We start from the raw sequence: 20853 nt of genomic DNA on the forward strand, positions 1-20853 counted from the left end.
AAGGCGGTAAAGCAGTTAAGAAAGTAACCACTGCCACCACTGAAGTAGGCAAAGAAGTAGCAAAAGATGCAGTAAAAGGTAAACCAGGTGCAGGTAAAAATGAAAAGAGAGGTGCTGCAATAGGTGGTGCTGTAGGTGGTGCTGCAGGATTCCTAGTGCCTGATGGTCCTGCAATGGTTGCAGGTGAGATTGCAGGCACTGTTGCTGGCTCTAAGATTGGTGGTGCTATCGGTAAGAAGTTTGACAAGAAAAAGAAAGTAGAAGAGGGTAGTGCATACGGTATCTACAAAGGTGATGGTGTAGATAAGGTTAGAAACAGAGCAAAGAAGGCAGTTGATCATCAAAGAAAGGGCACTCATGGTGATGATCATGAGTTAGATACTGAGATGAAGAAAACACAGAAGAGTGTTGATAAACTTAATAAGGTAGGTGAAAGACTCAGAGCAGACACTGCTGCTAAGAAACTAGAGAAGAAAGTAAAGTCCTTAAAGAAAGAAGAAGTTGCAATTTCGGAAAAAATCAAGTATGATAGTAAAGGATCTTCTATGGATTACTTCCTAGGTAAAGATCCTAAGAAGACAAAATACTATAAAGACCAAAAGAAAAAGAAGAATGAGGACTGTGGTTGTAAGCATGAATCATTCAGCGATTTCTTAAACGAAGGTAACCGCACAGGTCGTATGATGCAAAAGTCAAAGACTCAGGTTACTGGACATATCAGTGCTGACCGTGGATCTGACGAGAAGAAAAATCGTGAGGGTCGTAAGGGTCTTGAAAAAGACTTGAAGAAACACGGTATCGGTCACAAAAAAGGTGTGGGTGAATACAAGTATGACAGTGGAGAAACTGGTCGTGAAGTTTCCTATCAGACCTCAAAACCTGATAAGATGTCTAAACGTCGTTTTGGTAAAGTTATGCGACGTCTTGGACGTAAACATGGACAAGAGTCTGTGATTACTAAAGACAAGGATAAACCCGCAAAGTTACACACTACCGAGAAAGGAAGCAAGCAAAAGTCTGAGACTATTGGAAAGACTAAGGCAGGCAAGCATCCCGCAGGGTATGGTGAAACTTCTGGCACTAAAGTCAGAAGTGGTAAACTTCCTAAGAAAACTAACAAATCATCCTATCACTATAGTTAATCATGCCTATTCATAAAACTGACAAAGAGGGATACGGTATTTGGCAATGCCAGTATTGTAACTTCACTGCTCCGAAAGGACATTGGAGACCTAAGACTTATATCGAAAAGCATGAAGAAAATTGTCCCAGTAAACCACGATGAAAAACTTTGCCCAATACATAGAAGAAGACTGGCAGAAGAAGTCAGGTAAAAATGAATCAGGTGGACTTAATGAAAAAGGTAGAAAGTCGTATGAGCGTGAAAACCCAGGAAGCGATCTTAAGAGACCTTCAAAGAAAGTTGGCAACCCTCGTCGAGCAAGTTTTTGTGCGAGAATGAGTGGCATGAAAAAGAAGTTAACGTCTAAGAAGACAGCATCTGATCCAGATAGTAGAATTAACAAGTCGTTGCGTGCATGGAATTGCTAAGATATGGATTCACTCAGAAGAGAGGAGTGTGGTAAGTGTGGAGCAGTATGGTTAAACGGACAACTAAGATGGGGGACAGGAAAGGAAGGTAAAGAGGAAGACTTGGCAGGATTGGTATGTAATAATCTGGGTGACCACCAGTGTATTAATCCCAAACGAGGCATTGAATCTGGTCAAACATGGGAATATCGTCGTGGTGTAATTGATGGTATGATTGCGGGAAGTAAGGCAACCCTAACACGACTAGGTAAAAATACGGATGATCTGCTATAAATAAAAGAAACAATAAACATGAAGTTACTCAACACTTTATTCCTCAGTGTATCGGTAGCAATCCTTGACACCCTTTATAAGGGAAGACATTTTCAGAGATTTTGGGTGCTTGAAGAGATTGCTCGGGCACCCTATTTTGCTTTTATAAGTGTATTACATCTCAGAGAATCTTTAGGTCTAAGGGGTCAGGTGCACATAGATCTAATGAAAGAGCACTTTGCTCAGACCTTGAATGAGACAGAGCATCTAGAGGAGATGGAAAGAAGAGAAGGTAATAAGTATTGGATAGATAGATTCTTTGCACGTCACCTAGTTTTATTCTATTACTGGGTAAACGTCATCTATTATATGGTTGATCCTATCAATGCATACGACCTATCCGAGAAGATAGAGTGGCATGCAGCAGATACATATTCTAAATACTTGGAAATAGATCCACAGGATGAAAAGATTTCTGCTATAATGCAAGATGAAATCCATCATGCTCAGGAATTATCCCAAGCGATTAGACTAATTACATGAAATCTGAGTTTATCCTAGTTGCATGCTTTCTACCACTTGCTATTATCTACATAGTAATGAAACTTGCTGTATGGATGACTGCCGTAAATAACGAATCCAATTATGTCAGCAGAGAGCCATTTAGAAAACGAGGACCCTATGTGGAAAATCCATATGCGGACGTTGATGAAGAGGAAGAGGAATTTACAGATCGCACAGACTATAGATGAGATCCTTCATCAGTATTATGTCGTAGAGAGAGGGATGCCTGTCCCACAATGGAAGTCAAATAAAAATCCACAGTGGTGGATTGACTATCTGGAATCACTATGCCAGTAGTCCATTCAGTCAACATAATGATACTTATATTGGTGATATCAGTTACTGTTGTTATCGCCTATATATTTAAGTATGCGTTTGAGGAGATGAATGATGGGAGCGATGACCCCACCAAGCAGGAAGAGTTGTTACAACTTCCGAGTGATCGAGATCAACAGAGTAGTTGACGGTGACACTATTGATGTTACAATCGATCTTGGGTTTGACCTTTACAAAAAAGAAAGAGTCCGTATTGCAGGTGTTGACACTCCTGAGAAGAGGACTCGTGATCTAGAGGAAAAAGCACTTGGAATTGATGCGACGAATTGGCTTAAAGATAAACTGGAAGGAGCTATTGATGGCGATGACGATCTTGTTATCCGTACTGAGTTGGATGGCGGTGTCGGAAAATACGGACGGTTACTGGGGTGGTGTTACATCGGGGACTCCGAAGTTTCACTCAACGAACAAATGATTGACGAAGGATACGCATGGGAGTATGATGGTGGCACGAAGCAAAAGAATTTTGACGAGCTTCGTGAAATTAGAAAACAATTAGGCACACTTGTATGAGAAACCCAATCAGAGAAAGAATGATTGATGCCTTGATCCAACATGCAAAGGGTCAAATCATCAAACATAAAATGAATGTTGAGATTTATCTCAACCAACCTGTAGGTATCGGACAGCATCCAGATGTAATGGATGCAATCGAGAAAGAAATACAGGCAATCGGAAAGTATCATGAGCAGATTGAGGTAATCTCTAATTACTTTAACGACTAACAAATGTCTATAGATAATCCCGATAGACCTGATTTAGATTTAGAAGAAGGTGATTGGTATTGTTCTATGAATATGGGAATAGATGAGGTAAGACTTGCCTATCAACATATATCTTTTGCACTAGAAACATGGCCAGGATCTCCTGCTCGTCCACCAGAGGAGCAGGAATGGTTAATGATCATGAAGTCTAGACTCTTTGCGATGATGACAGAATACGCATTTACAGAATTATGAGTCAACAGGACATCTACCTAGGTAATCCTAACCTCAAGCGGGCAAACGTTGCACAAAACTTTACCGCAGAAGAGGTGCAGGAGTTTGTCAAGTGTAGTAAAGATCCTGTTTATTTTATTACTAACTACATCAAGATTATTTCTCTTGATGAAGGACTTGTGCCGTTTGAATTATATCCGTTTCAAGCGGATATGGTTGAGAAGTTTCACGAAAACAGATTTAATATTGCAAAACTACCACGACAGTCAGGTAAGTCAACAGTTGTTACTGCCTATCTGTTGTGGTATTCTATTTTCAATGACAACGTAAACGTAGCAATCCTTGCTAACAAGGCAGCGACTGCTCGTGAGATGTTGCAACGTCTACAATTATCATATGAAAATCTCCCCAAGTGGCTCCAACAAGGAGTCGTCAACTGGAATAGAGGATCACTGGAATTGGAGAATGGAAGTAAAATCATGGCTGCTTCTACTTCCGCTTCTGCTGTCAGGGGTATGTCATTTAACATTATATTTCTTGACGAATTCGCCTTTATTCCGACTCATATCGCTGATGAGTTTTTTAGCTCTGTGTATCCTACTATATCCTCAGGTAAGTCAACTAAGGTTATAATCATCTCTACCCCTAAGGGTATGAATATGTTTTATAAACTCTGGCATGACGCAGAGTTAAAGAGAAATGAGTATGTAACTACAGAAGTGCACTGGTCTGAGGTGCCAGGTCGAGATGAAAACTGGCGAGAGCAAACTATTGCCAACACATCTGAAGAGCAGTTTAACCAAGAGTTTGAGTGTGAGTTTCTAGGATCTGTCAATACACTGATTACATCAAGTAAGTTAAAGATCCTCACATATGATGATCCTTTGACTAGGAATGCGGGACTTGACATATATGAAGAGCCTGTTGCGGACAATACATATGTGATGACAGTTGACGTAGCAAGAGGTATTACAAAGGATTACTCAGCATTTATTGTATTTGACACTACCACTATCCCATATCGCATCGTAGCAAAGTATAGGAATAATGTAATTAAACCTATGCTATTTCCTAATGTAATTCATCAGGTTGCATGCAGTTATAACCATGCGTATATCATGGCAGAGGTAAATGATATCGGCGGTCAGGTTGCGGATATCCTGCAGTATGATCTTGAGTATGACAATCTATTGATGTGTGCTATGCGGGGACGTGCAGGACAGGTTGTGGGACAAGGATTCTCAGGTAGTAAGACACAACTAGGTGTCAAGATGAGCACCACAGTCAAGAAGACTGGATGTTCTAATATGAAAACATTAATTGAGACAGATAAACTAACCTTCCAAGATTATGATATAATTGCAGAGTTAACTACTTTTATACAGAAAGGTCAAGCGTGGGAAGCAGAAGAAGGTTGCAATGACGACCTCGCCATGTGTATAGTTATCTTTAGTTGGTTAGCAACATCTGATTACTTCAGAGAGTTGCATGACAATGACGTTAGAGCACGTCTGTATCAAGAGCAGAAAGAGCAGATTGAAGCAGACATGGCACCCTTTGGTTTCATCGATGATGGATTTGAAGAGGAGACGTTTGTTGACAAAGATGGCGATCGATGGCATACTGATGAATACGGAGACCGATCTTACATGTGGGAATTTAGATGATTTTTTTATCCTGTCCACCAGTCTATACTTTACCAGGTACTTGGACAAAATGTAATGCGGTTATCCCGCATGCCAACTATGATCCTAATGTCACACTGATGATCTCTATTGCAGTCATTACTGTGTTGTTTATTTTCTACGGAATCAATAAGGCATTCTTTAATAATAAAGGATTGGAAGATCCTTTTGACGACCACGACGATTAATGAAAGTCCCAACCCTGCAATCATTAATGAGAAAGTATCTACTACTTCCTAAAAAGAAGTTGTGGATTGCTGCTCTGAAAATGAATCGTTGGCCAGTTAAATGGTGGGATGAGCAGGTGGAGGCAAGAAGAAAGAAGGAGGAACTTCGTAAGAAGAGAATTGAATCTCTTTATCCAAAGAAAAAATGACCTTTACTGAAGAAGAGCTTGAGTGCATTAGGGTATGCGTAGCAAACGCACCCATACCCTATGACATCACTCTTAAAAAAATACCTGGTGATATCCTACAGAAGATAGGAGATCCAAAACCTCGTGAGGGTGCTCCCCTAACTATACCAGAGTACGACCTATCTCAATACGGAATCTCATGAAAGTTGACAGGTATTACGATCCATACGAGGATCTCGAAGCACAATGTCTAGAAGAATTAGAGCACATCGCTAAGTCATTAGGTGGTAATATGAAGAGACTGACTAGAGCAAACTCCGTAGGGAGGTCATCAAAAGTTATTGAAATTGAGTATGAAATTAACGAAAGAAGTAATTGACCAGATACAGGAAGCAATGCTTCATACCAAAAAGAATGGTGATGTAAACTGGGAAGATGGTGACGAGATCGATGTTTGTCTTGCAGGGACGTTTGCAGCAGATAGATTTATTGTCATCCACAATAGGACAAAGAGTAGCACATCTAAACATAACTTTATAAAATGAGTATTATTGAAGGCAACCTAGTATCAATGGCAAACATTCTGTTTGTCCTTGTAATCTTTACTGCAGGTGTGACATTTGGATATTGGGCAAGGAAGTCCGAAGATGAATCTTGAAGATGAATTTAGTTTAGAAAATCTACTATTTGTAGAGAGACAATGCAGGCGGTGTCTAAGGACGTTTGACTTGATAGATGGTTTTTACATGACAAAGAAAGACCGAGGCAACGTCCCATCTGCCTATGCATATACATGTAAAGAATGCACGATAAGAAGAGTAAATAAATCCCGAAAGAGAAGAGTAAAATGGTCTGACTATCCTGACTGGTAGTATGCTCACGTCATGATCACCCCTTTGAAATACCTAAAACAATAAATATTCATAGCATCTGTTAGACCCGTTTTAGGAGTATACAAACATGGCATCAACGCAACTTTCACCAGGTGTTGTTGTACTGGAAAGAGATCTAACTAACGTTGTTAACGCTACAGTAGATAATGTAGCCGCAATCGTTGGTAGTTTTGAAAAAGGACCAGTAGAGCAAATCGTCTCGGTAACTAGTGAGAAGGAGCTTCTCGCAATTTTTGGTAGACCAACTAACTCGAATTTTGAGTATTGGTTTAGTGCAGCACAATATCTTCTTTATGGTGGCACCATGAAGATTGTCCGTGCAATGAGCAATTCTTTGAAGAATGCTATTGACACAGCACAATTCACCAATACTGTTTTTAGTGCAAACGACACTACACTTACAGTGCAGTCTACTACTGACTTCGATGTAACTGATCTTCTTTTGATCGACGCTGAAATCGTCTCAATCGGATCTGTTTCTGGTAACGACGTTGTTGTTACTCGTGGTCAACTTGCAACTGCAGCTGTATCTCACGCAGCAGGATCACAAGTTACTCTCATCGAGGGTGCAGGATCTGCTTCTACTATTAACGAAGGGTCTACTTTCACTGATGCTGATACCACTCTTTCTGTTGCTTCTGTAGCAACTCTCGGAGCAGGTACTAACTCCTATATTAGAATTGACGACGAGATTCTTCAAGTCTCAGGTGTCGCAGGTAATGATCTTACAGTTACTCGTGGTGCACTCAGCACAACTGCTGCAGCACACACTGACGGATCTGCTGTATCTCTCCTAACTGTCTCAACCAACAAGACTACAATTAACGAGCAAACCTCTACTGGTATTACTGCTCCTCTGATTAAGAATCTTGATGCATACGAGTCAACTATTAAGGATGCTTCTAACAACTGGAAGTGGGCAGGTAAAACTGCTGGTACTCACGGTAACTCTCTAAGAGTTGTGATCACCGACGCAGGTGCGGATCAAGTCCTTTACCTTGCACAACCATCTTCTGCTGAGTGGGAATTTGCATCTGGTGCAGAGATCTCTTACTCTCCTGCTAACATCTTCGGTAAGGTTTATTCTTATACTGTAGTCCTTACTCTTGAAGAGAATAGCACTTTGGTTGGTAACTTTGTTGCTGACAACTTCTACAATGGTCTTTCTGGAAACATTTCTGGACGCCTTGTTGCATACGATAAGGAAACTCAGAAACTTGAGATTAGCGTAGACAGCACTGCATCTGACTACTGGGAAGTTGGCGACACTATTACTGAGTTGGCAAACAACGCAGGATCACCTGGATCTGCTACTGGCACATCTGGTAAGATCTTGTCAATCTCTAGAGAATTGAGAGTTTCTCTTAACAAGACTTCTCCTCTCTTCCAAGCAAACCAAACTGTTGTAGACGGAAACGCTGCTACAGTATCTGCTGTTGCAGTTGCTAGTGACTATGAGTCTAGACCTTATGGTCAAGGAGAGAAGTGGATCAACATTGCTCCAAGACCAGGCACATCAGCATGGGCAGATGAGCGTGGTGGATACAGAGACCTGTTGCACGTCCTTGTCCTTGATGGAGACGGAGCACTTACAGGCACACCTGGTGCATTGCTTGAGAAGTTTACTAACTTGTCTAAAGGATCTGACGCTAAGTCACCTCAAGGTGAGTCACTTTACTATGTTGACGTGTTGATGAATAAGTCTCAGTATATCTACTGGGGATCACACGAAACTGCTAACATCTTTGATCGCTCTGGCACTGCCGACGGATCATGGGGTGGTAGCGTAGTCAACAGAGACTTTGACCTCCTTAAGTCAGACGGTGCTCTCTACGGTGGAGACGACACTTCTGGTCTTGACCCTAACAGCATTCCTGTTATCGGCACTAAGAATAACGGATCAGTTAAGTATCACCTCCAAGGTGGAGTTGATGGATACACTGTTGACAGACCTTCACTACTTGCAGGTTACGATCTCTTTAGTGATGCTGAAACTCAAGAAGTTGATTACGTCCTTATGGGACCTTCAATGAGCAACATGAGTGACACAATCGCTAAGGCACAGAAGGTAATCGACATTGCAAGCACTCGTAAGGATTGCATGGCATTTGTTTCTCCATACAGAGCAGACGTCATCGGTATTCCTAACGTGACAGACATTGTTGACAAGACTATCAGTTTCTTTGATCAACTTTCATCTTCCTCATACGCAGTATTTGACAATAACTACAAATACATCTATGACCGTTACAACGATGTTTATCGTTACATTCCATGTAACGCAGACATTGCAGGTCTTACACTTAGCACAACTCTGAATCAGGAACCTTGGTTCTCACCTGCAGGTTTCAATAGAGGACAACTCCGTAACGCAGTTAAACTTGCTTACTCTCCTCTTAAAGATCACAGAGATAGACTTTACGCTGCTAGAGTTAACCCAATCGTTGCATTCCCTGGCGAAGGTATCGTCCTCTTCGGAGACAAGACCGCTCTCGCTTATCAGTCTGCATTCGATAGAATCAACGTAAGACGTCTATTCCTTGTCTTGGAAGGTGCGATTGCACAAGCTGCTAAGACACAACTCTTTGAATTGAATGACGAGTTTACTCGCCAAGGTTTCAAGAATATCGTAGAACCTTTCATGAGATCCGTACAGTCACGACGTGGCGTTACTGATTTCTTGGTTGTCTGCGACAGCACTAACAACCCACCTGAGTCTATTGACAGAGGAGAGTTTTATGCTGAGATCTTCATCAAACCTACTAGATCTATTAACTTCATTACTCTAACCTTTACTGCAACAAGGACTGGAGCTAGCTTCTCTGAAGTTGCAACCTAAGTAAACCGTGCTACGACTTCGTAGTCAATTTCAAATTTTAGGAGATTAAACTCATGGCAAATAATATAGAGGGAGGGGCAATTAACTCTCCTATATTTGATTTTAGAAATAAGATTGGGGATCTTGCCCGCCCCAATCTGTTTCAAGTCGAATTAACTTTCCCAAGTGCGGGATTGGAAGGAGCAGGAATCGGAGGATCAGGTGGAGCAGGTGATGCTGCAGAAGCCGCTGCAGGTGAAACTAATACTGATTCTACACTTGCAACGTTGCTTGTCAAAGCAGCAAACATCCCCGCGTCTACCGTCGGTGTAATTGAAGTCCCATATAGAGGACGTACTATTAAAATTGCAGGTGACAGGACATTCGAACCATGGACTGTTACAGTACTCAACGACGCTAACTTCGTGATTAGAAGTCAACTGGAAAATTGGTCTACACAGATCCAAGCACTTCAGCAGAATTTCCAATCATTCGACGCACCTCAACAATATCAAACTAATGCTATTGTCCGTCAATATGACAGACAGTCTGAGCAAACCAGAGCATACAAGTTTGAGGGTATCTGGCCAAGTAACATCTCAGCAATCGATCTTGCATGGGATAGTAACGACACACCAGAAGAATACACTGTAGAGTTCCAGGTTCAGTACTGGACATATGCGTCAGACGTTAACGCAGCACACCATCAGCAAAAGTAGGTTTTTGGAAGTCGCTAAATAACTACAACCTAGTTACATTTTTGAATGGCACAATTATTTGGTTATTCTCTTGATCGCAAGAAGAAGGGCTCCTCGCAAGCGAAGGGTCCTTCTTTCGTGCGTAAAGATAGTGAGGACGCTGCCGAACCTATTGTAGCGGGTGGTTATTTCGGACAGTATGTGGATTTTGGTGACAAAGAGTCATCGAAAGGCACGGAGATGGATCTCATTGGTAGATATCGTGAGATGAGTTTGCATCCAGAAGCGGATGCTGCTATCAACGATGTTGTTAATGAGGCAATCGCAGGTGAGTTAGACGATCATCCTATAGATATCGAGCTTTCTAACCTCCAAGTCTCCGATTCTATGAAGAAAAGAATTAGAGAAGAGTTTGAAAACGTCCTCTCTCTTTTAGATTTTGATAGAAGAGCATACGATATTTTCCGTAGATGGTATATCGATGGTAGACTTTTCTACCATAAGATGATTAATCCTGATAATCCTGCAGAGGGTATCACGGAATTAAGATACATCGACCCTCGCAAAATCAAGAAGGTTGTTGAATTTGACAGAGGTAAAGGGGGATCAGGTTTAGCAAACGGACCTGGCGATCCTACTGGCGAATCACTAGTGCCTAAGAGTTTAGAGTATTACATCTATGCTCCTAAGGGACTCCGTGGATTTGAGAATAAAGGTGTAAAGATTGCACCTGACGCAATCTGTTATGTCCACTCTGGTAAGAGGGACATGAATAGAAACATTGTCTTATCTCACCTACATAAGGCAATCAAAGCACTCAATCAACTAAGAATGATTGAGGATTCTCTGGTTATCTATCGTCTATCCAGAGCACCCGAAAGACGAATCTTCTACATTGACGTTGGTAATCTGCCTAAGCAGAAAGCTGAGCAATATCTCCGCGAGGTGATGAGTCGATATAGAAACAAACTGGTATACAATGCGGATACTGGTGAGATTCGTGACGATAAGAAATTCATGTCTATGCTAGAAGATTTCTGGCTACCGAGACGTGAAGGAGGAAGAGGCACAGAAATCTCTACATTGCCAGGTGGTCAAAACCTAGGTGAGTTGGAGGATGTCAAGTATTTCCAAAAGAAATTATACCGTGCACTCAACGTCCCTGAGTCCAGATTGGAATCAGACAACAGCTTTAACATTGGTAGATCTGCAGAGATTACCAGAGACGAAGTTAAATTCCAAAAGTTTATAGTCCGACTCCGCAAACGTTTCAGTGATCTTTTTAATGATCTACTGAAGACCCAATTAGTCCTTAAAGGTGTAATTACACTGGAAGATTGGGATGTGATGAAGGAGCATATCCAATACGATTACGTTGCAGATAACTACTTCTCCGAGCTTAAGCAACAAGAAATTCTTAATGAAAGACTTGCTTTGCTGCAGCAAATGGATCCATATGCGGGTAAATATTTCTCATTAGAATATCTAAGACGTCAAATTCTACGTCAAACTGAGGCAGAATTCAACGAAATTGATAAGCAAATGAAGAAAGAAATAGATAGCGGACAGTTGATCGACCCAATGGCAATGCAACAACTGGAATTGGCACAAATGGAGATGTCTTTACAACCTCCTGAGCCTGATCCTGCGGAGCAAGGTATCGATCCCGCAGACTATGAGCAAGGAAATATATAAATACTATTATTGATTCATTAAATTATGCCTACTCAAGCAGCCTTAGATATTGTTAATGCACTTTTTGCAGGACAGAAGGACGTGAGTGATTACGTTGCTACTGGAATGAAAGATGCTGCCGTCGATGCAATCGATGCGAGAAAAGCAGAGGTTGGTAAGACTATTCTTGCACCTGAGCCTCCCGAGGAGGAAGAGGTAGAGGTAGAGCAACCAGAAGCATCAACTGAAACAGAAGAACAACCAGAGGAGACACCCGATGAAACTGATCAGGGAGGAAATTGAATCCGCTAAGGTAACTATTACCGAAGGCAAGGATGGAAAGAAGCGTCACTTTATTGAGGGCGTGTTCCTTCAAGGTGCCATCAAAAACCGTAACGGTAGGATGTATCCTGTCTCAACTCTTTCAAGAGAGGTTGATAAATACAACGAATCATACATTAAGAAAGGACGTGCACTCGGAGAGTTGGGTCATCCTGATGGTCCTACGATTAATCTCGACCGTGTGTCACACCTAATCACATCCCTTACTAATGAGGGAAACAATTTTATTGGAAAAGCGAGAATCCTCGACACTCCTATGGGTAACATTGCCAAGAATCTTCTTGATGAAGGTGTAAAACTCGGCGTTTCCTCTAGAGGACTGGGGACAATCAAGGAAGAAAATGGCATGAAAGTCGTCATGGATGACTTTATGCTTGCAACTGCAGCAGATATTGTTGCCGATCCTTCCGCACCTGATGCCTTTGTAGATGGTATCATGGAAGGTAAGGAATGGGTATATGCAGGTGGAGCAATTCACGAGCAAACCATTGAGACAATTAAGCGTAGAATTGACAACGCTACACGCAATCAAATGGAAGAAAGGAAACTTTCCGCGTTTGCTCAGTATCTTCAAAGTTTCTAATATATAAATAACTATAGCAATTACCGCCCTTTGTACACTTAGGAGACCCCGATGTCTAAAATTGAAGAAAAAACTCTGGATGAAAACGCCGTAACCAAGAACGCAAAACCTGGTGACCCCATGCCTAAAACGGAAGGTGGCACTCCTGAGCTTGGTGGCATCCAAGACCTTGGTGGTCCTACACCAATGAATTCCAAACCTGATGATGATAGTAACAAGTTTAATATCAAAGTCAATAAAGGTGCGACTCCTCCTCAGACTAAACCGTCTGATGCTAGTGGTCAGAAAGCGGAATTTTCAGCAAAGGGTGACGTCAAGGCGGGGCACGAACCTGAAGGTGAAGTAATTGCAGAGGACGAAGTGCAGAATGAAGTGATCGAAGTTGATCTTTCAGCTGACGTACAAGCACTTACCGAGGGCGAAAACCTAAGCGAAGAATTCAAAGAGAAAGCAAAGACTATCTTTGAAGCTGCGGTAGTATCCAGACTCAATGAAGAGTTGGATCGTATGCACGAGGAATACGCTAAAGTCCTTGAAGAAGAAATTGAAACTGTCAAGAAAGACCTTGCAGAAAAGGTTGATGACTATCTCTCTTATTCAGTTAAAAACTGGATGGATACCAATTCCCTTGCTATTGAGCACGGTATCAAGAATGAGATGGCAGAAAATGTCTTAGACGGAATCAAAAAAGTTTTCGTTGAGAATCACATTGAGATTCCTGACGAGAAGCTTGATCTTGTTGATGAGATGACCTCACAACTCGATCAAATGGAAGATAAACTCAACCAGTCAATCGAAGAGAATGTTTCTCTGACCAAGGAGATTGGCGGCTATATTAAGAATGGGATTGTGAATGAAGCGTCTGAGGGTCTGACCCTTTCGCAACGCGAAAAACTGTCTGCTCTCGCAGAGGCTGTTGAGTTTGATGATGTTGAGTCATACAAGGAAAAGATCCATACCCTAAGAGAGTCTTATTTCTCTACTAAGTCTGCTGAAGCTGCATCTGCACCTTCCGAGGACAACGAAGTAGCGAATCCTGAGCCAATCAATGAAGGAATGGATGCCTATGTTAAGGCTCTATCCCGTTGGTCAAAGTAATTAACCCCACTATCCCTAGGTAAAACAGAAAATGTTTAATTCCGAGCACTTGCAGGAGAAGTGGAACCCCATTCTAAATCATAACGATATCCCTGATATCGGTGATAACTACAGAAAGGCGGTTACCGCAGTTCTTCTCGAGAACCAAGAAAGATTTATCAAGGAAGAAGCTGGCGTATTGACTGAAGCCGCTCCTACCATGTCTGCAGGCACTGCAGGTTTCAGTGGTAGTAGCACCGCTACAGGTCCTGTCGCAGGTTTCGACCCAGTACTTATCTCCCTAATCAGGAGATCCATGCCTAAGCTGATTGCTTACGACATCGCAGGTGTACAACCAATGACTGGTCCTACTGGACTGATCTTTGCGATGAGATCACGCTACGGCACTAACCGCACAGGCGGTACAGAAGCATTCTTCAACGAAGCAGATTCAGAGTTTTCAGCAGAAAACGCAGCGTCTGATCTTGGAAGGACTGCTCAATCAGGAAGCAACCCAGGTCTTCTTAACGACTCTGGCACATACACCTTCTCAGGTGGTATGCCAACTGCTGAGTCTGAAGCATTGGGTGATGCGGCTGGTAACCAATTCGCTGAGATGAACTTCAGCATTGAGAAAGTTACTGTGACTGCGAAGTCCAGAGCACTCAAGGCAGAGTATTCTCTTGAATTGGCTCAAGACCTTAAGGCAGTTCACGGACTTGATGCTGAGTCTGAGTTGGCAAACATTCTGTCAACTGAAGTTTTGGCTGAAATCAACCGTGAAGTTGTGAGATCTGTATACAAAGTCGCAAGACCTGGTGCACAGAATAACACAGCAACTGCAGGTGTTTTCGACCTCGACGTTGACTCCAACGGTAGATGGTCTGTTGAGAAATTCAAAGGTCTTCTATTCCAGATCGAAAGAGACATGAATGCTATCGGGCATGAAACTCGTCGTGGGAAGGGCAACATCCTCATCTGCTCTGCTGATGTGGCATCTGCACTTTCAATGGCTGGTGTGCTTGATTACACTCCTGCACTTTCTGGTAACAGCAACCTTCTCCCAGATGATAACAGCAGCACTCTTGCTGGTACTCTTAACGGTAGAATCAAGGTTTATGTTGATCCATATTCTGCAAACGTAAGTGACAGACACTTCTACGTCGCAGGATACAAAGGTAGCTCTGCATATGATGCAGGACTCTTCTACTGCCCATATGTGCCCCTACAAATGGTCAGAGCTGTGGGTCAAGACACCTTCCAGCCAAAAATCGGGTTTAAGACTCGTTATGGCATGGTTGCAAACCCATTCGCTGAAGGCACAGACCAAGGTAATGGCGATCTTGATCCTAACAAGAACCGCTACTACAGACGTGTCCTTGTTGACAATCTTATGTAAAATACTGTCACGATACAGAAACAAAGGGTGGCGAAAGCCGCCCTTTTTCATTAGGATATTCCTAAATATTGAAAACTCACAAAGAGTATGGTAGCATTTGACTTCGTTTACACAGTTATGGTTGGTTTGATCATCTGTTTATTCGCACTGTATCTTTTGAGAATATCAGCATGAGGAATGAAGTAATGTCCCGAGGAATTATCACTAAAGTTGATATGCTGTCTCGTGTTTACAAGTATAAGAAAGGCTTATTTGACGGATCGTATCATTGCGAGTATACTGAAGAGCAGAAGGATGCTGCTCACAAAGCATTCAACGATGTCCTAGACATGCTCCAAGAATACATTGCATAGTATGCCAAGAAAAGATTTAGACAACATCGATGACCTCCTAGAGGATATCGAAAAGATGAAAAACAAAATTCATCCCAGAATCACGGATGTCACTGACTCTCCTAAAGACTGGGAAGATTTTTGGTACAATTCAAAGGACATCAATGATCAACAAACTGATTAAAGAATTTCCTAATACAGAAATATTAGACTTCTCCACAATGACTGAAGAAAAAATTAGACAGGTTGCATACACAAAGGGAGAAGTTGACGCGATGATTGCTGCTGCCGTGGAAGAGGCACGCAGAATTGATGAAGAATCAATGAAAAAGCATAATCGTGATGCAACCGTTATTAGTATGATTTTAGGTTTTACTTGCTTAGCTCTATTCCTCGACGGCACTCTGAGGTTGTTGGGTATCATACCTCCATTCATGGGGATTGATATCGATATCTTAGATAAGGTGGTGGATGCGGTCAAGCATGATCTCGCACCAATCACCAGATATGGATTACGATAATAGTATTATTTTAATAAAAATTATACAAGGGTTTACAGTAGGACTATTCGCACACTTCGTGCTTAAAGTTGTATTTGACCTATTCGATATAAATAATGATGACGACGACGATGATCCCGAAGGCGGTATCATGGTTCCTGCATACGCACCAATGTAATGACGACTTGGAATAAACAGATCGAGAATAGAAACTTTCTATCACCAATAGGATTCAAGATGGTGATGCCTAAGTTTCCTAAGGTAGTGTACTTTTCTCAGTCTGCTGCTATTCCTGCCGTCACAATCACACAACCAATGCAATCCACAAGGTATGGACGTCAGTTACCTTTGGAAGGCACATTCCAGTATGAAGACTTTGAAATGTCTTTCATTATAGATGAGGATATGGAAAACTATCTTCTCTTACACAACTGGTTGCGTGCTCTCGGTGTCCCTGAGAAAGGTGCAGAAAGGACAGAGTTTATTAAATTCATGAAAGATAGATTCCAGTATGATGGAAGAGACTGGGATCTTATTTCTGCAGATGCGTCTATGACGGTCTTGAATTCAAACTTCAACGCTAATTTTAACGTAGTATTTAAAGGTTTATTCCCTGTATCATTGCAAGGATTGGATTTTAATGCTACAATAGATGGCACACAGTACGCAACAGCGACCGCCACCTTTAAATACCTCTTGTATGAGATTCAGAGTGGTGAAACTAACGTACGCTCTGCTAGTTACGAATAGTGAATCTTAATAAAATTGAAGAGATGTGGGAGAAGGACTCTGAGCTCCATAGGGAGTTGCCTGAGCTTCTTGCTAACGACTCTTTGGAGACTGCTAAGTTGCACTCCAAGTATTTACGATGGTTAAATCAATTTCGTCTCATGTTATCCGAGGCAGAAAGAGATATAAAAGTAATGCGGTTGGAGAAGTGGCAATATTATTCTGGTAAAAAAACCGACGAGGATGGCAAAGCATTTCCTTACAAGGTTATGAAAGGAGATCTGTCTGTATACATGGACGGTGATGATGATTTATGCAGACTTACAGCAAAGATACACTACCTTGAAACGTGTATAAATTGTTGTGAGAGGATTCTTAAACAGATTGACTCTAGAGGTTTCTCGATAAAGAATGCATTTGACATCATCAAATACTATGACATACGTTAAGAAAAAGAATGAAGTATATTTAAAGGTTGAGACTGAGCAGCATATACACAAGGAGTTATCAGAGTATTTTTGCTTTGATGTCCCTAATGCAAAGTTTATGCCTCACTACAAGAAGCGTGTATGGGATGGTAAGATAAGATTATATTCACCTGGCACTGGTGAAATCTATGTAGGACTATATGATTACCTACAACAATTTTTTATTAACAAGGGTTATCAGTATACGATCAAACTAGATGATCATTACGGTATCCCAGAAGAAACCGAGGATTATGTCACACCTGAAAGCACAAAGACTTTTGTTGGGTCTCTGGGTCTCCCTTTCAAAGCAAGGGACTACCAACTACGAGGCATATATTCAGCACTTAAGTCGCGTCGGAAGTTACTATTATCCCCCACAGGATCAGGAAAATCCCTGATCATATATGCACTAGTCCGTTGGTATCTGCAGAAAGGACTAGAGGTATTAATTATTGTGCCTACCACATCACTGGTAGAGCAGTTGTATAAAGATTTTGAGACTTATGGTTGGAAAGCAAGTGCTTACTGCCATAAGATTAGAGCAGGGAAAGAGAAATATGTTGACAGTCCTGTAGTTATATCTACATGGCAGAGTATATACAAGGAAGGTAAAAAATTCTTTGATAGGTTTGATGCTGTTATAGGAGACGAAGCACATCTATACAAAGCAAAATCATTGTCAGGTATCCTCACTAAGATGGTTGATACAAAATACCGTGTTGGTCTGACAGGGACACTAGATGGTTTACAAACACACCAACTAGTATTGGAAGGTCTCTTTGGTAGCGTGGATCAAGTCACAAAGACTAAGGATCTACAAAAGAAAGGACACCTTACACCACTCAAAGTAAATGTTATATTACTTAAACATGGATGGGTGCCGTTTGATTACTATCAACAGGAGATAGAATACCTATGCATGCACGAGAGACGTAATAAATTTATCGCTAAACTGGCATTAGATACGGTTGGCAACACCTTAATTCTATTCAATTACGTTGAAAAGCATGGTGAGCCTCTTCATAATCTGATAAATAGTTACAATACTACACGTCGAATCTTCTTTATACACGGAGGTATCGATACTGAAGACCGTGAAGAGGCAAGACGGATAACCGAAAATGAAAAGGATGCTATAATAGTAGCAAGCTATGGCACCTTCTCTACTGGTATTAATATCCGCAACTTGCATAATGTGATATTTGCCAGTCCCTCTAAATCTAGAGTCCGAAACCTACAGTCAATCGGTAGAGTTTTGAGGAAAGGAAAAAACAAATCACAAGCAACTCTTTACGACATTGCCGACGATTGCACTAAGGGGTCATATCATAACTACACCTTCAGACATCTTATAGAAAGGATGAAAATATACGAGTCTGAAGAGTTTGACTATGAAATCACCAAAGTAAGATTCAAAAATGATTAACTACATCCAACACGATCAAGAATTCTACGGTGTCATTAAGTTGACGTCTGGGGAAGAGTTGCTCGGTCCTATGATCGCAACTGATGATCATGGAGATACACTAATTTTTGTATCCAATCCTGCTAAACCACATGCAACACCTGTTAGTGATGGTAAAGCACAAGGTCTCGCTGTAGGATTTACTAAATGGATGATGTTTAGTGAAGAAGATTTTTATTTGATTCGTGAGCCTGATGTGATATGTGTTGCTCCTATGAGTGATGACTCTATTGCCATGTATCGCATGTGGTTACGAAGAGAATATGGAGGTCCTGAAGAAGGTTATAAGGCACCAGTCAATGAATCCATGGGACTCATTGGTAGGGTAGATGACTTCCGTAAGAAATTAGAGAAGCAATGGCGTAACACAGGTTGACGTTAAGTATGTACTAGTGTATACTTAAGATATTCGGAAGCAATAGATGCCACGGAAAGCGAAAAAACAACACTATGTAGATAATAAGAAGTTTCTAGACGAGCTCGTGGTATACCGCAAGGACGTCAAGCATGCTGCTGAATTTGATCTACCTAAACCAAGAATCCCAAACTATATTGGAGAGTGCTTCTTAAAGATTGCCACTCATCTATCATATCGTCCTAACTTTATTAATTACATGTATAAGGATGACATGATCTGTGATGGGATTGAGAATTGTGTACAGTATATTGATAACTTTGATCCTGCAAAGTCTACGAATCCATTTGCATATTTTACACAGATAGTGTATTATGCATTTCTCCGTCGTATCGCAAAAGAAAAGCGACAGATGGATATCAAAGACAAGTTGATTGAGAAGAGCGGATACGATGAGGTATTCTCAACTGATAATAAAGATGATCATGCTCAGATGAATTCAATCAAAGCTAGAATTGAAACAACTATGCGAGGTTAATTATGAAAGTATTGGTCATAACCGATCAACACTTTGGTGTTCGCAATGACAGTTTAGTTTTCCTAGAGAAATATAGATTATTTTATACTCAGGTTGTCCTCCCTCTAATTGATAAGGAGGGCATCACTGAGATTCTTTGTCTCGGTGACACATTCGATAAGCGAAAGACTATTAACTACAATAGTCTGGACGCAGCAAAGGAGATGTGGTTTAATCCACTCCGTGATCGTGGTGTCACTATGCATATGCTTATTGGTAATCATGATATTTATTTTAAGAATACTCTCAAGGTCAATGCACCTAGTCTTCTCCTAAAAGACTATGACAACATTAATATTATTGACGTACCTGGTGACTACAATATCGGCGGTGTGCCTGTATGTTGTATTCCTTGGGTCTGTGATGAAAACAGAGATGCTACCGCAAGAGCGATCGAGACTAGTGAGGCTGCTCTCTGTGTGGGTCATCTCGAGCTTACTGGTTTTGAAGCTATACCTGGCGTTATTATGTCACATGGGGATGATGCCGACCAATACTCCAAGTTTGATAAAGTTTTATCAGGACACTTCCATTTAAAGAGTAAGAAGAAGAATGTCCAGTATCTCGGTAACCCGAATCAAATTTACTGGAATGATTACGGTCAGAAAAAAGGGTTTCATCTCATAAATACAGATACTCTGGCACTGAAATTTTATAAGAATCCATATGAGATCTTCCACAAGATCTACTACAATGAAGATACTCTGGAAGAAATCAAAGGACTTGATTTTACTAACACCTACGTTAAACTTATCGTAGACCAGAGGACTGACCAAGCTAAATTTGACCAGACCATTCGTTACATCCAATGTGCGGGTGTAGCAGACTTGAAAATTATTGAAGACAATACTTACATCCTTGAAGATGTAACTGATGTAGAAGTAGAAGATACGCTAACCATATTGGAAACGTGTGTCCAAGAGCTTCCACATAAAGAAGAGATCTTTGCTATCTTAAAGAATCTATATGTTGAATCGGTAGAAGTATGATGTATGTCCTAGTCGAAAAGAAAACTGGCGGTGTATACGCTGTTAAGGATGATAAGTCCCATGAGCGTATCGTGCAGATTTTTCAGCTAGAGGACGATGCTGATAGGTATCATGAGATGCTTATGTCTGTCGATTTTCCCAGAGATCTAGAAGTAGCAGAGGTTGCTCGTAAAGATGTGATTGCTAACTGTAGACAGCATGGGTATCGGTATAGTATAATTACCGAGAATGATTTTGTTGTGCCTCCCCCTTCCGTTATAGAATGATTATT

33 protein-coding genes are annotated in these 20853 nt (G+C 41.2%); all 33 read left to right on the forward strand.

The genetic code is table 11. The features are described from left to right. The coding region (locus tag EGM47_RS16485) for a hypothetical protein (RefSeq protein WP_240642490.1) at positions 1–1142 on the forward strand (1142 nt) is incomplete at its 5' end. A 2-nt stretch (positions 1143–1144) separates the two neighbouring features. Next, positions 1145–1285 carry an eL43 family ribosomal protein gene (locus tag EGM47_RS16655; protein ID WP_394341800.1) on the forward strand — a complete coding sequence of 47 codons (141 nt, stop codon included), beginning with the start codon at positions 1145–1147 and terminating at the stop codon, positions 1283–1285. Beyond that, positions 1282–1551: a DUF6321 domain-containing protein gene (locus EGM47_RS14430; protein WP_206052182.1), complete on the forward strand. Its 270-nt coding sequence runs from the start codon at positions 1282–1284 to the stop codon at positions 1549–1551. The genes EGM47_RS16655 and EGM47_RS14430 overlap by 4 nt, the downstream gene beginning before the upstream one ends. A 3-nt stretch (positions 1552–1554) precedes the next feature. Beyond that, entirely contained in the window at positions 1555–1824 is a 270-nt protein-coding gene (locus EGM47_RS14435; protein WP_124981546.1) for a hypothetical protein, read from the forward strand. Positions 1825–1842: 18 nt separating this feature from the next. Beyond that, positions 1843–2346, forward strand: a complete 504-nt coding sequence (locus EGM47_RS14440; RefSeq protein WP_124981547.1) for an alternative oxidase — start codon at positions 1843–1845, stop codon at positions 2344–2346. Positions 2347–2402: 56 nt separating this feature from the next. Next, positions 2403–2555, forward strand: coding sequence for a hypothetical protein (locus EGM47_RS14445; RefSeq protein ID WP_206052183.1), 153 nt, complete (start codon positions 2403–2405; stop codon positions 2553–2555). Between the two features lie 126 nt (positions 2556–2681). Continuing rightward, positions 2682–2831 (forward strand): hypothetical protein, encoded by a 150-nt coding sequence (locus EGM47_RS16370; RefSeq protein WP_164510906.1) that lies wholly within the window; start codon positions 2682–2684, stop codon positions 2829–2831. Beyond that, positions 2806–3216, forward strand: a complete 411-nt coding sequence (locus EGM47_RS14450) for a thermonuclease family protein (RefSeq protein WP_206052184.1) — start codon at positions 2806–2808, stop codon at positions 3214–3216. The genes EGM47_RS16370 and EGM47_RS14450 overlap by 26 nt, the downstream gene beginning before the upstream one ends. After that, positions 3213–3428 (forward strand): hypothetical protein, encoded by a 216-nt coding sequence (locus EGM47_RS14455; protein WP_124981549.1) that lies wholly within the window; start codon positions 3213–3215, stop codon positions 3426–3428. Before EGM47_RS14450 ends, EGM47_RS14455 begins: the two co-directional genes overlap by 4 nt. 3 nt (positions 3429–3431) lie before the next feature. After that, positions 3432–3662 carry a hypothetical protein gene (locus EGM47_RS14460; RefSeq protein WP_124981550.1) on the forward strand — a complete coding sequence of 77 codons (231 nt, stop codon included), beginning with the start codon at positions 3432–3434 and terminating at the stop codon, positions 3660–3662. Then, positions 3659–5308 (forward strand): terminase large subunit domain-containing protein, encoded by a 1650-nt coding sequence (locus tag EGM47_RS14465; protein WP_124981551.1) that lies wholly within the window; start codon positions 3659–3661, stop codon positions 5306–5308. Before EGM47_RS14460 ends, EGM47_RS14465 begins: the two co-directional genes overlap by 4 nt. Beyond that, entirely contained in the window at positions 5305–5514 is a 210-nt protein-coding gene (gene psbN / locus EGM47_RS14470) for a photosystem II reaction center protein PsbN (RefSeq protein WP_124981552.1), read from the forward strand. The genes EGM47_RS14465 and psbN overlap by 4 nt, the downstream gene beginning before the upstream one ends. A gap of 26 nt (positions 5515–5540) precedes the next feature. Continuing rightward, entirely contained in the window at positions 5541–5702 is a 162-nt protein-coding gene (locus EGM47_RS16375) for a hypothetical protein (RefSeq protein ID WP_164510908.1), read from the forward strand. Further along, positions 5699–5884: a hypothetical protein gene (locus EGM47_RS14475; RefSeq protein WP_124981553.1), complete on the forward strand. Its 186-nt coding sequence runs from the start codon at positions 5699–5701 to the stop codon at positions 5882–5884. The genes EGM47_RS16375 and EGM47_RS14475 overlap by 4 nt, the downstream gene beginning before the upstream one ends. Next, positions 5881–6060: a hypothetical protein gene (locus EGM47_RS14480; protein WP_124981554.1), complete on the forward strand. Its 180-nt coding sequence runs from the start codon at positions 5881–5883 to the stop codon at positions 6058–6060. The genes EGM47_RS14475 and EGM47_RS14480 overlap by 4 nt, the downstream gene beginning before the upstream one ends. Further along, the gene (locus EGM47_RS14485; protein ID WP_124981555.1) at positions 6035–6226 is read left to right on the forward strand and encodes a hypothetical protein; all 192 of its coding nucleotides are present in this window, start codon (positions 6035–6037) and stop codon (positions 6224–6226) included. Before EGM47_RS14480 ends, EGM47_RS14485 begins: the two co-directional genes overlap by 26 nt. A gap of 415 nt (positions 6227–6641) precedes the next feature. Then, positions 6642–9413, forward strand: coding sequence for a phage tail sheath C-terminal domain-containing protein (locus EGM47_RS14495; RefSeq protein ID WP_124981557.1), 2772 nt, complete (start codon positions 6642–6644; stop codon positions 9411–9413). A gap of 53 nt (positions 9414–9466) precedes the next feature. Continuing rightward, a complete protein-coding gene (locus tag EGM47_RS14500) occupies positions 9467–10111 on the forward strand; it encodes a phage tail protein (RefSeq protein WP_124981558.1) in 645 nt (214 codons plus the stop codon). Positions 10112–10156: 45 nt separating this feature from the next. Continuing rightward, a complete protein-coding gene (locus tag EGM47_RS14505; protein ID WP_124981559.1) occupies positions 10157–11785 on the forward strand; it encodes a portal protein in 1629 nt (542 codons plus the stop codon). Positions 11786–11809: 24 nt separating this feature from the next. Beyond that, positions 11810–12067, forward strand: a complete 258-nt coding sequence (locus EGM47_RS14510) for a hypothetical protein (RefSeq protein WP_124981560.1) — start codon at positions 11810–11812, stop codon at positions 12065–12067. Beyond that, positions 12042–12689 (forward strand): primosomal protein, encoded by a 648-nt coding sequence (locus EGM47_RS14515; protein WP_124981561.1) that lies wholly within the window; start codon positions 12042–12044, stop codon positions 12687–12689. Before EGM47_RS14510 ends, EGM47_RS14515 begins: the two co-directional genes overlap by 26 nt. Positions 12690–12740: 51 nt before the next feature. Then, complete coding sequence (locus tag EGM47_RS14520; RefSeq protein ID WP_124981562.1) at positions 12741–13787, forward strand: hypothetical protein; 1047 nt, start codon at positions 12741–12743, stop codon at positions 13785–13787. Positions 13788–13836: 49 nt separating this feature from the next. Continuing rightward, the gene (locus EGM47_RS14525; protein ID WP_206052185.1) at positions 13837–15165 is read left to right on the forward strand and encodes a hypothetical protein; all 1329 of its coding nucleotides are present in this window, start codon (positions 13837–13839) and stop codon (positions 15163–15165) included. Between the two features lie 170 nt (positions 15166–15335). Further along, positions 15336–15518, forward strand: a complete 183-nt coding sequence (locus EGM47_RS14530) for a hypothetical protein (RefSeq protein ID WP_124981564.1) — start codon at positions 15336–15338, stop codon at positions 15516–15518. A 1-nt stretch (position 15519) separates the two neighbouring features. Then, positions 15520–15681 (forward strand): hypothetical protein, encoded by a 162-nt coding sequence (locus tag EGM47_RS16380; protein WP_164510909.1) that lies wholly within the window; start codon positions 15520–15522, stop codon positions 15679–15681. Further along, a complete protein-coding gene (locus EGM47_RS14535; protein ID WP_206052186.1) occupies positions 15662–16018 on the forward strand; it encodes a hypothetical protein in 357 nt (118 codons plus the stop codon). Before EGM47_RS16380 ends, EGM47_RS14535 begins: the two co-directional genes overlap by 20 nt. 156 nt (positions 16019–16174) lie before the next feature. After that, positions 16175–16747, forward strand: coding sequence for a hypothetical protein (locus tag EGM47_RS14540; RefSeq protein WP_124981565.1), 573 nt, complete (start codon positions 16175–16177; stop codon positions 16745–16747). A gap of 23 nt (positions 16748–16770) precedes the next feature. Next, entirely contained in the window at positions 16771–17175 is a 405-nt protein-coding gene (locus EGM47_RS14545) for a recombination mediator protein UvsY (RefSeq protein ID WP_124981566.1), read from the forward strand. Continuing rightward, positions 17162–18622: a DEAD/DEAH box helicase family protein gene (locus tag EGM47_RS14550; protein ID WP_206052187.1), complete on the forward strand. Its 1461-nt coding sequence runs from the start codon at positions 17162–17164 to the stop codon at positions 18620–18622. Before EGM47_RS14545 ends, EGM47_RS14550 begins: the two co-directional genes overlap by 14 nt. Then, complete coding sequence (locus tag EGM47_RS14555) at positions 18615–19037, forward strand: methylamine utilization protein (protein ID WP_124981568.1); 423 nt, start codon at positions 18615–18617, stop codon at positions 19035–19037. Before EGM47_RS14550 ends, EGM47_RS14555 begins: the two co-directional genes overlap by 8 nt. A 46-nt stretch (positions 19038–19083) precedes the next feature. Next, on the forward strand, positions 19084–19554 hold the full coding sequence (locus EGM47_RS14560) for a sigma factor for late transcription (RefSeq protein ID WP_124981569.1): 471 nt from the start codon (positions 19084–19086) through the stop codon (positions 19552–19554). A 2-nt stretch (positions 19555–19556) separates the two neighbouring features. Next, positions 19557–20582, forward strand: a complete 1026-nt coding sequence (locus tag EGM47_RS14565) for a metallophosphoesterase (protein ID WP_124981570.1) — start codon at positions 19557–19559, stop codon at positions 20580–20582. Continuing rightward, positions 20579–20848, forward strand: a complete 270-nt coding sequence (locus tag EGM47_RS14570; protein ID WP_206052188.1) for a DUF3110 domain-containing protein — start codon at positions 20579–20581, stop codon at positions 20846–20848. The genes EGM47_RS14565 and EGM47_RS14570 overlap by 4 nt, the downstream gene beginning before the upstream one ends. Positions 20849–20853: the final 5 nt, after the last annotated feature.

The sequence above is a fragment of the Nonlabens xiamenensis genome (assembly GCF_003865345.1).
Lineage (GTDB): Bacteria > Bacteroidota > Bacteroidia > Flavobacteriales > Flavobacteriaceae > Nonlabens > Nonlabens xiamenensis.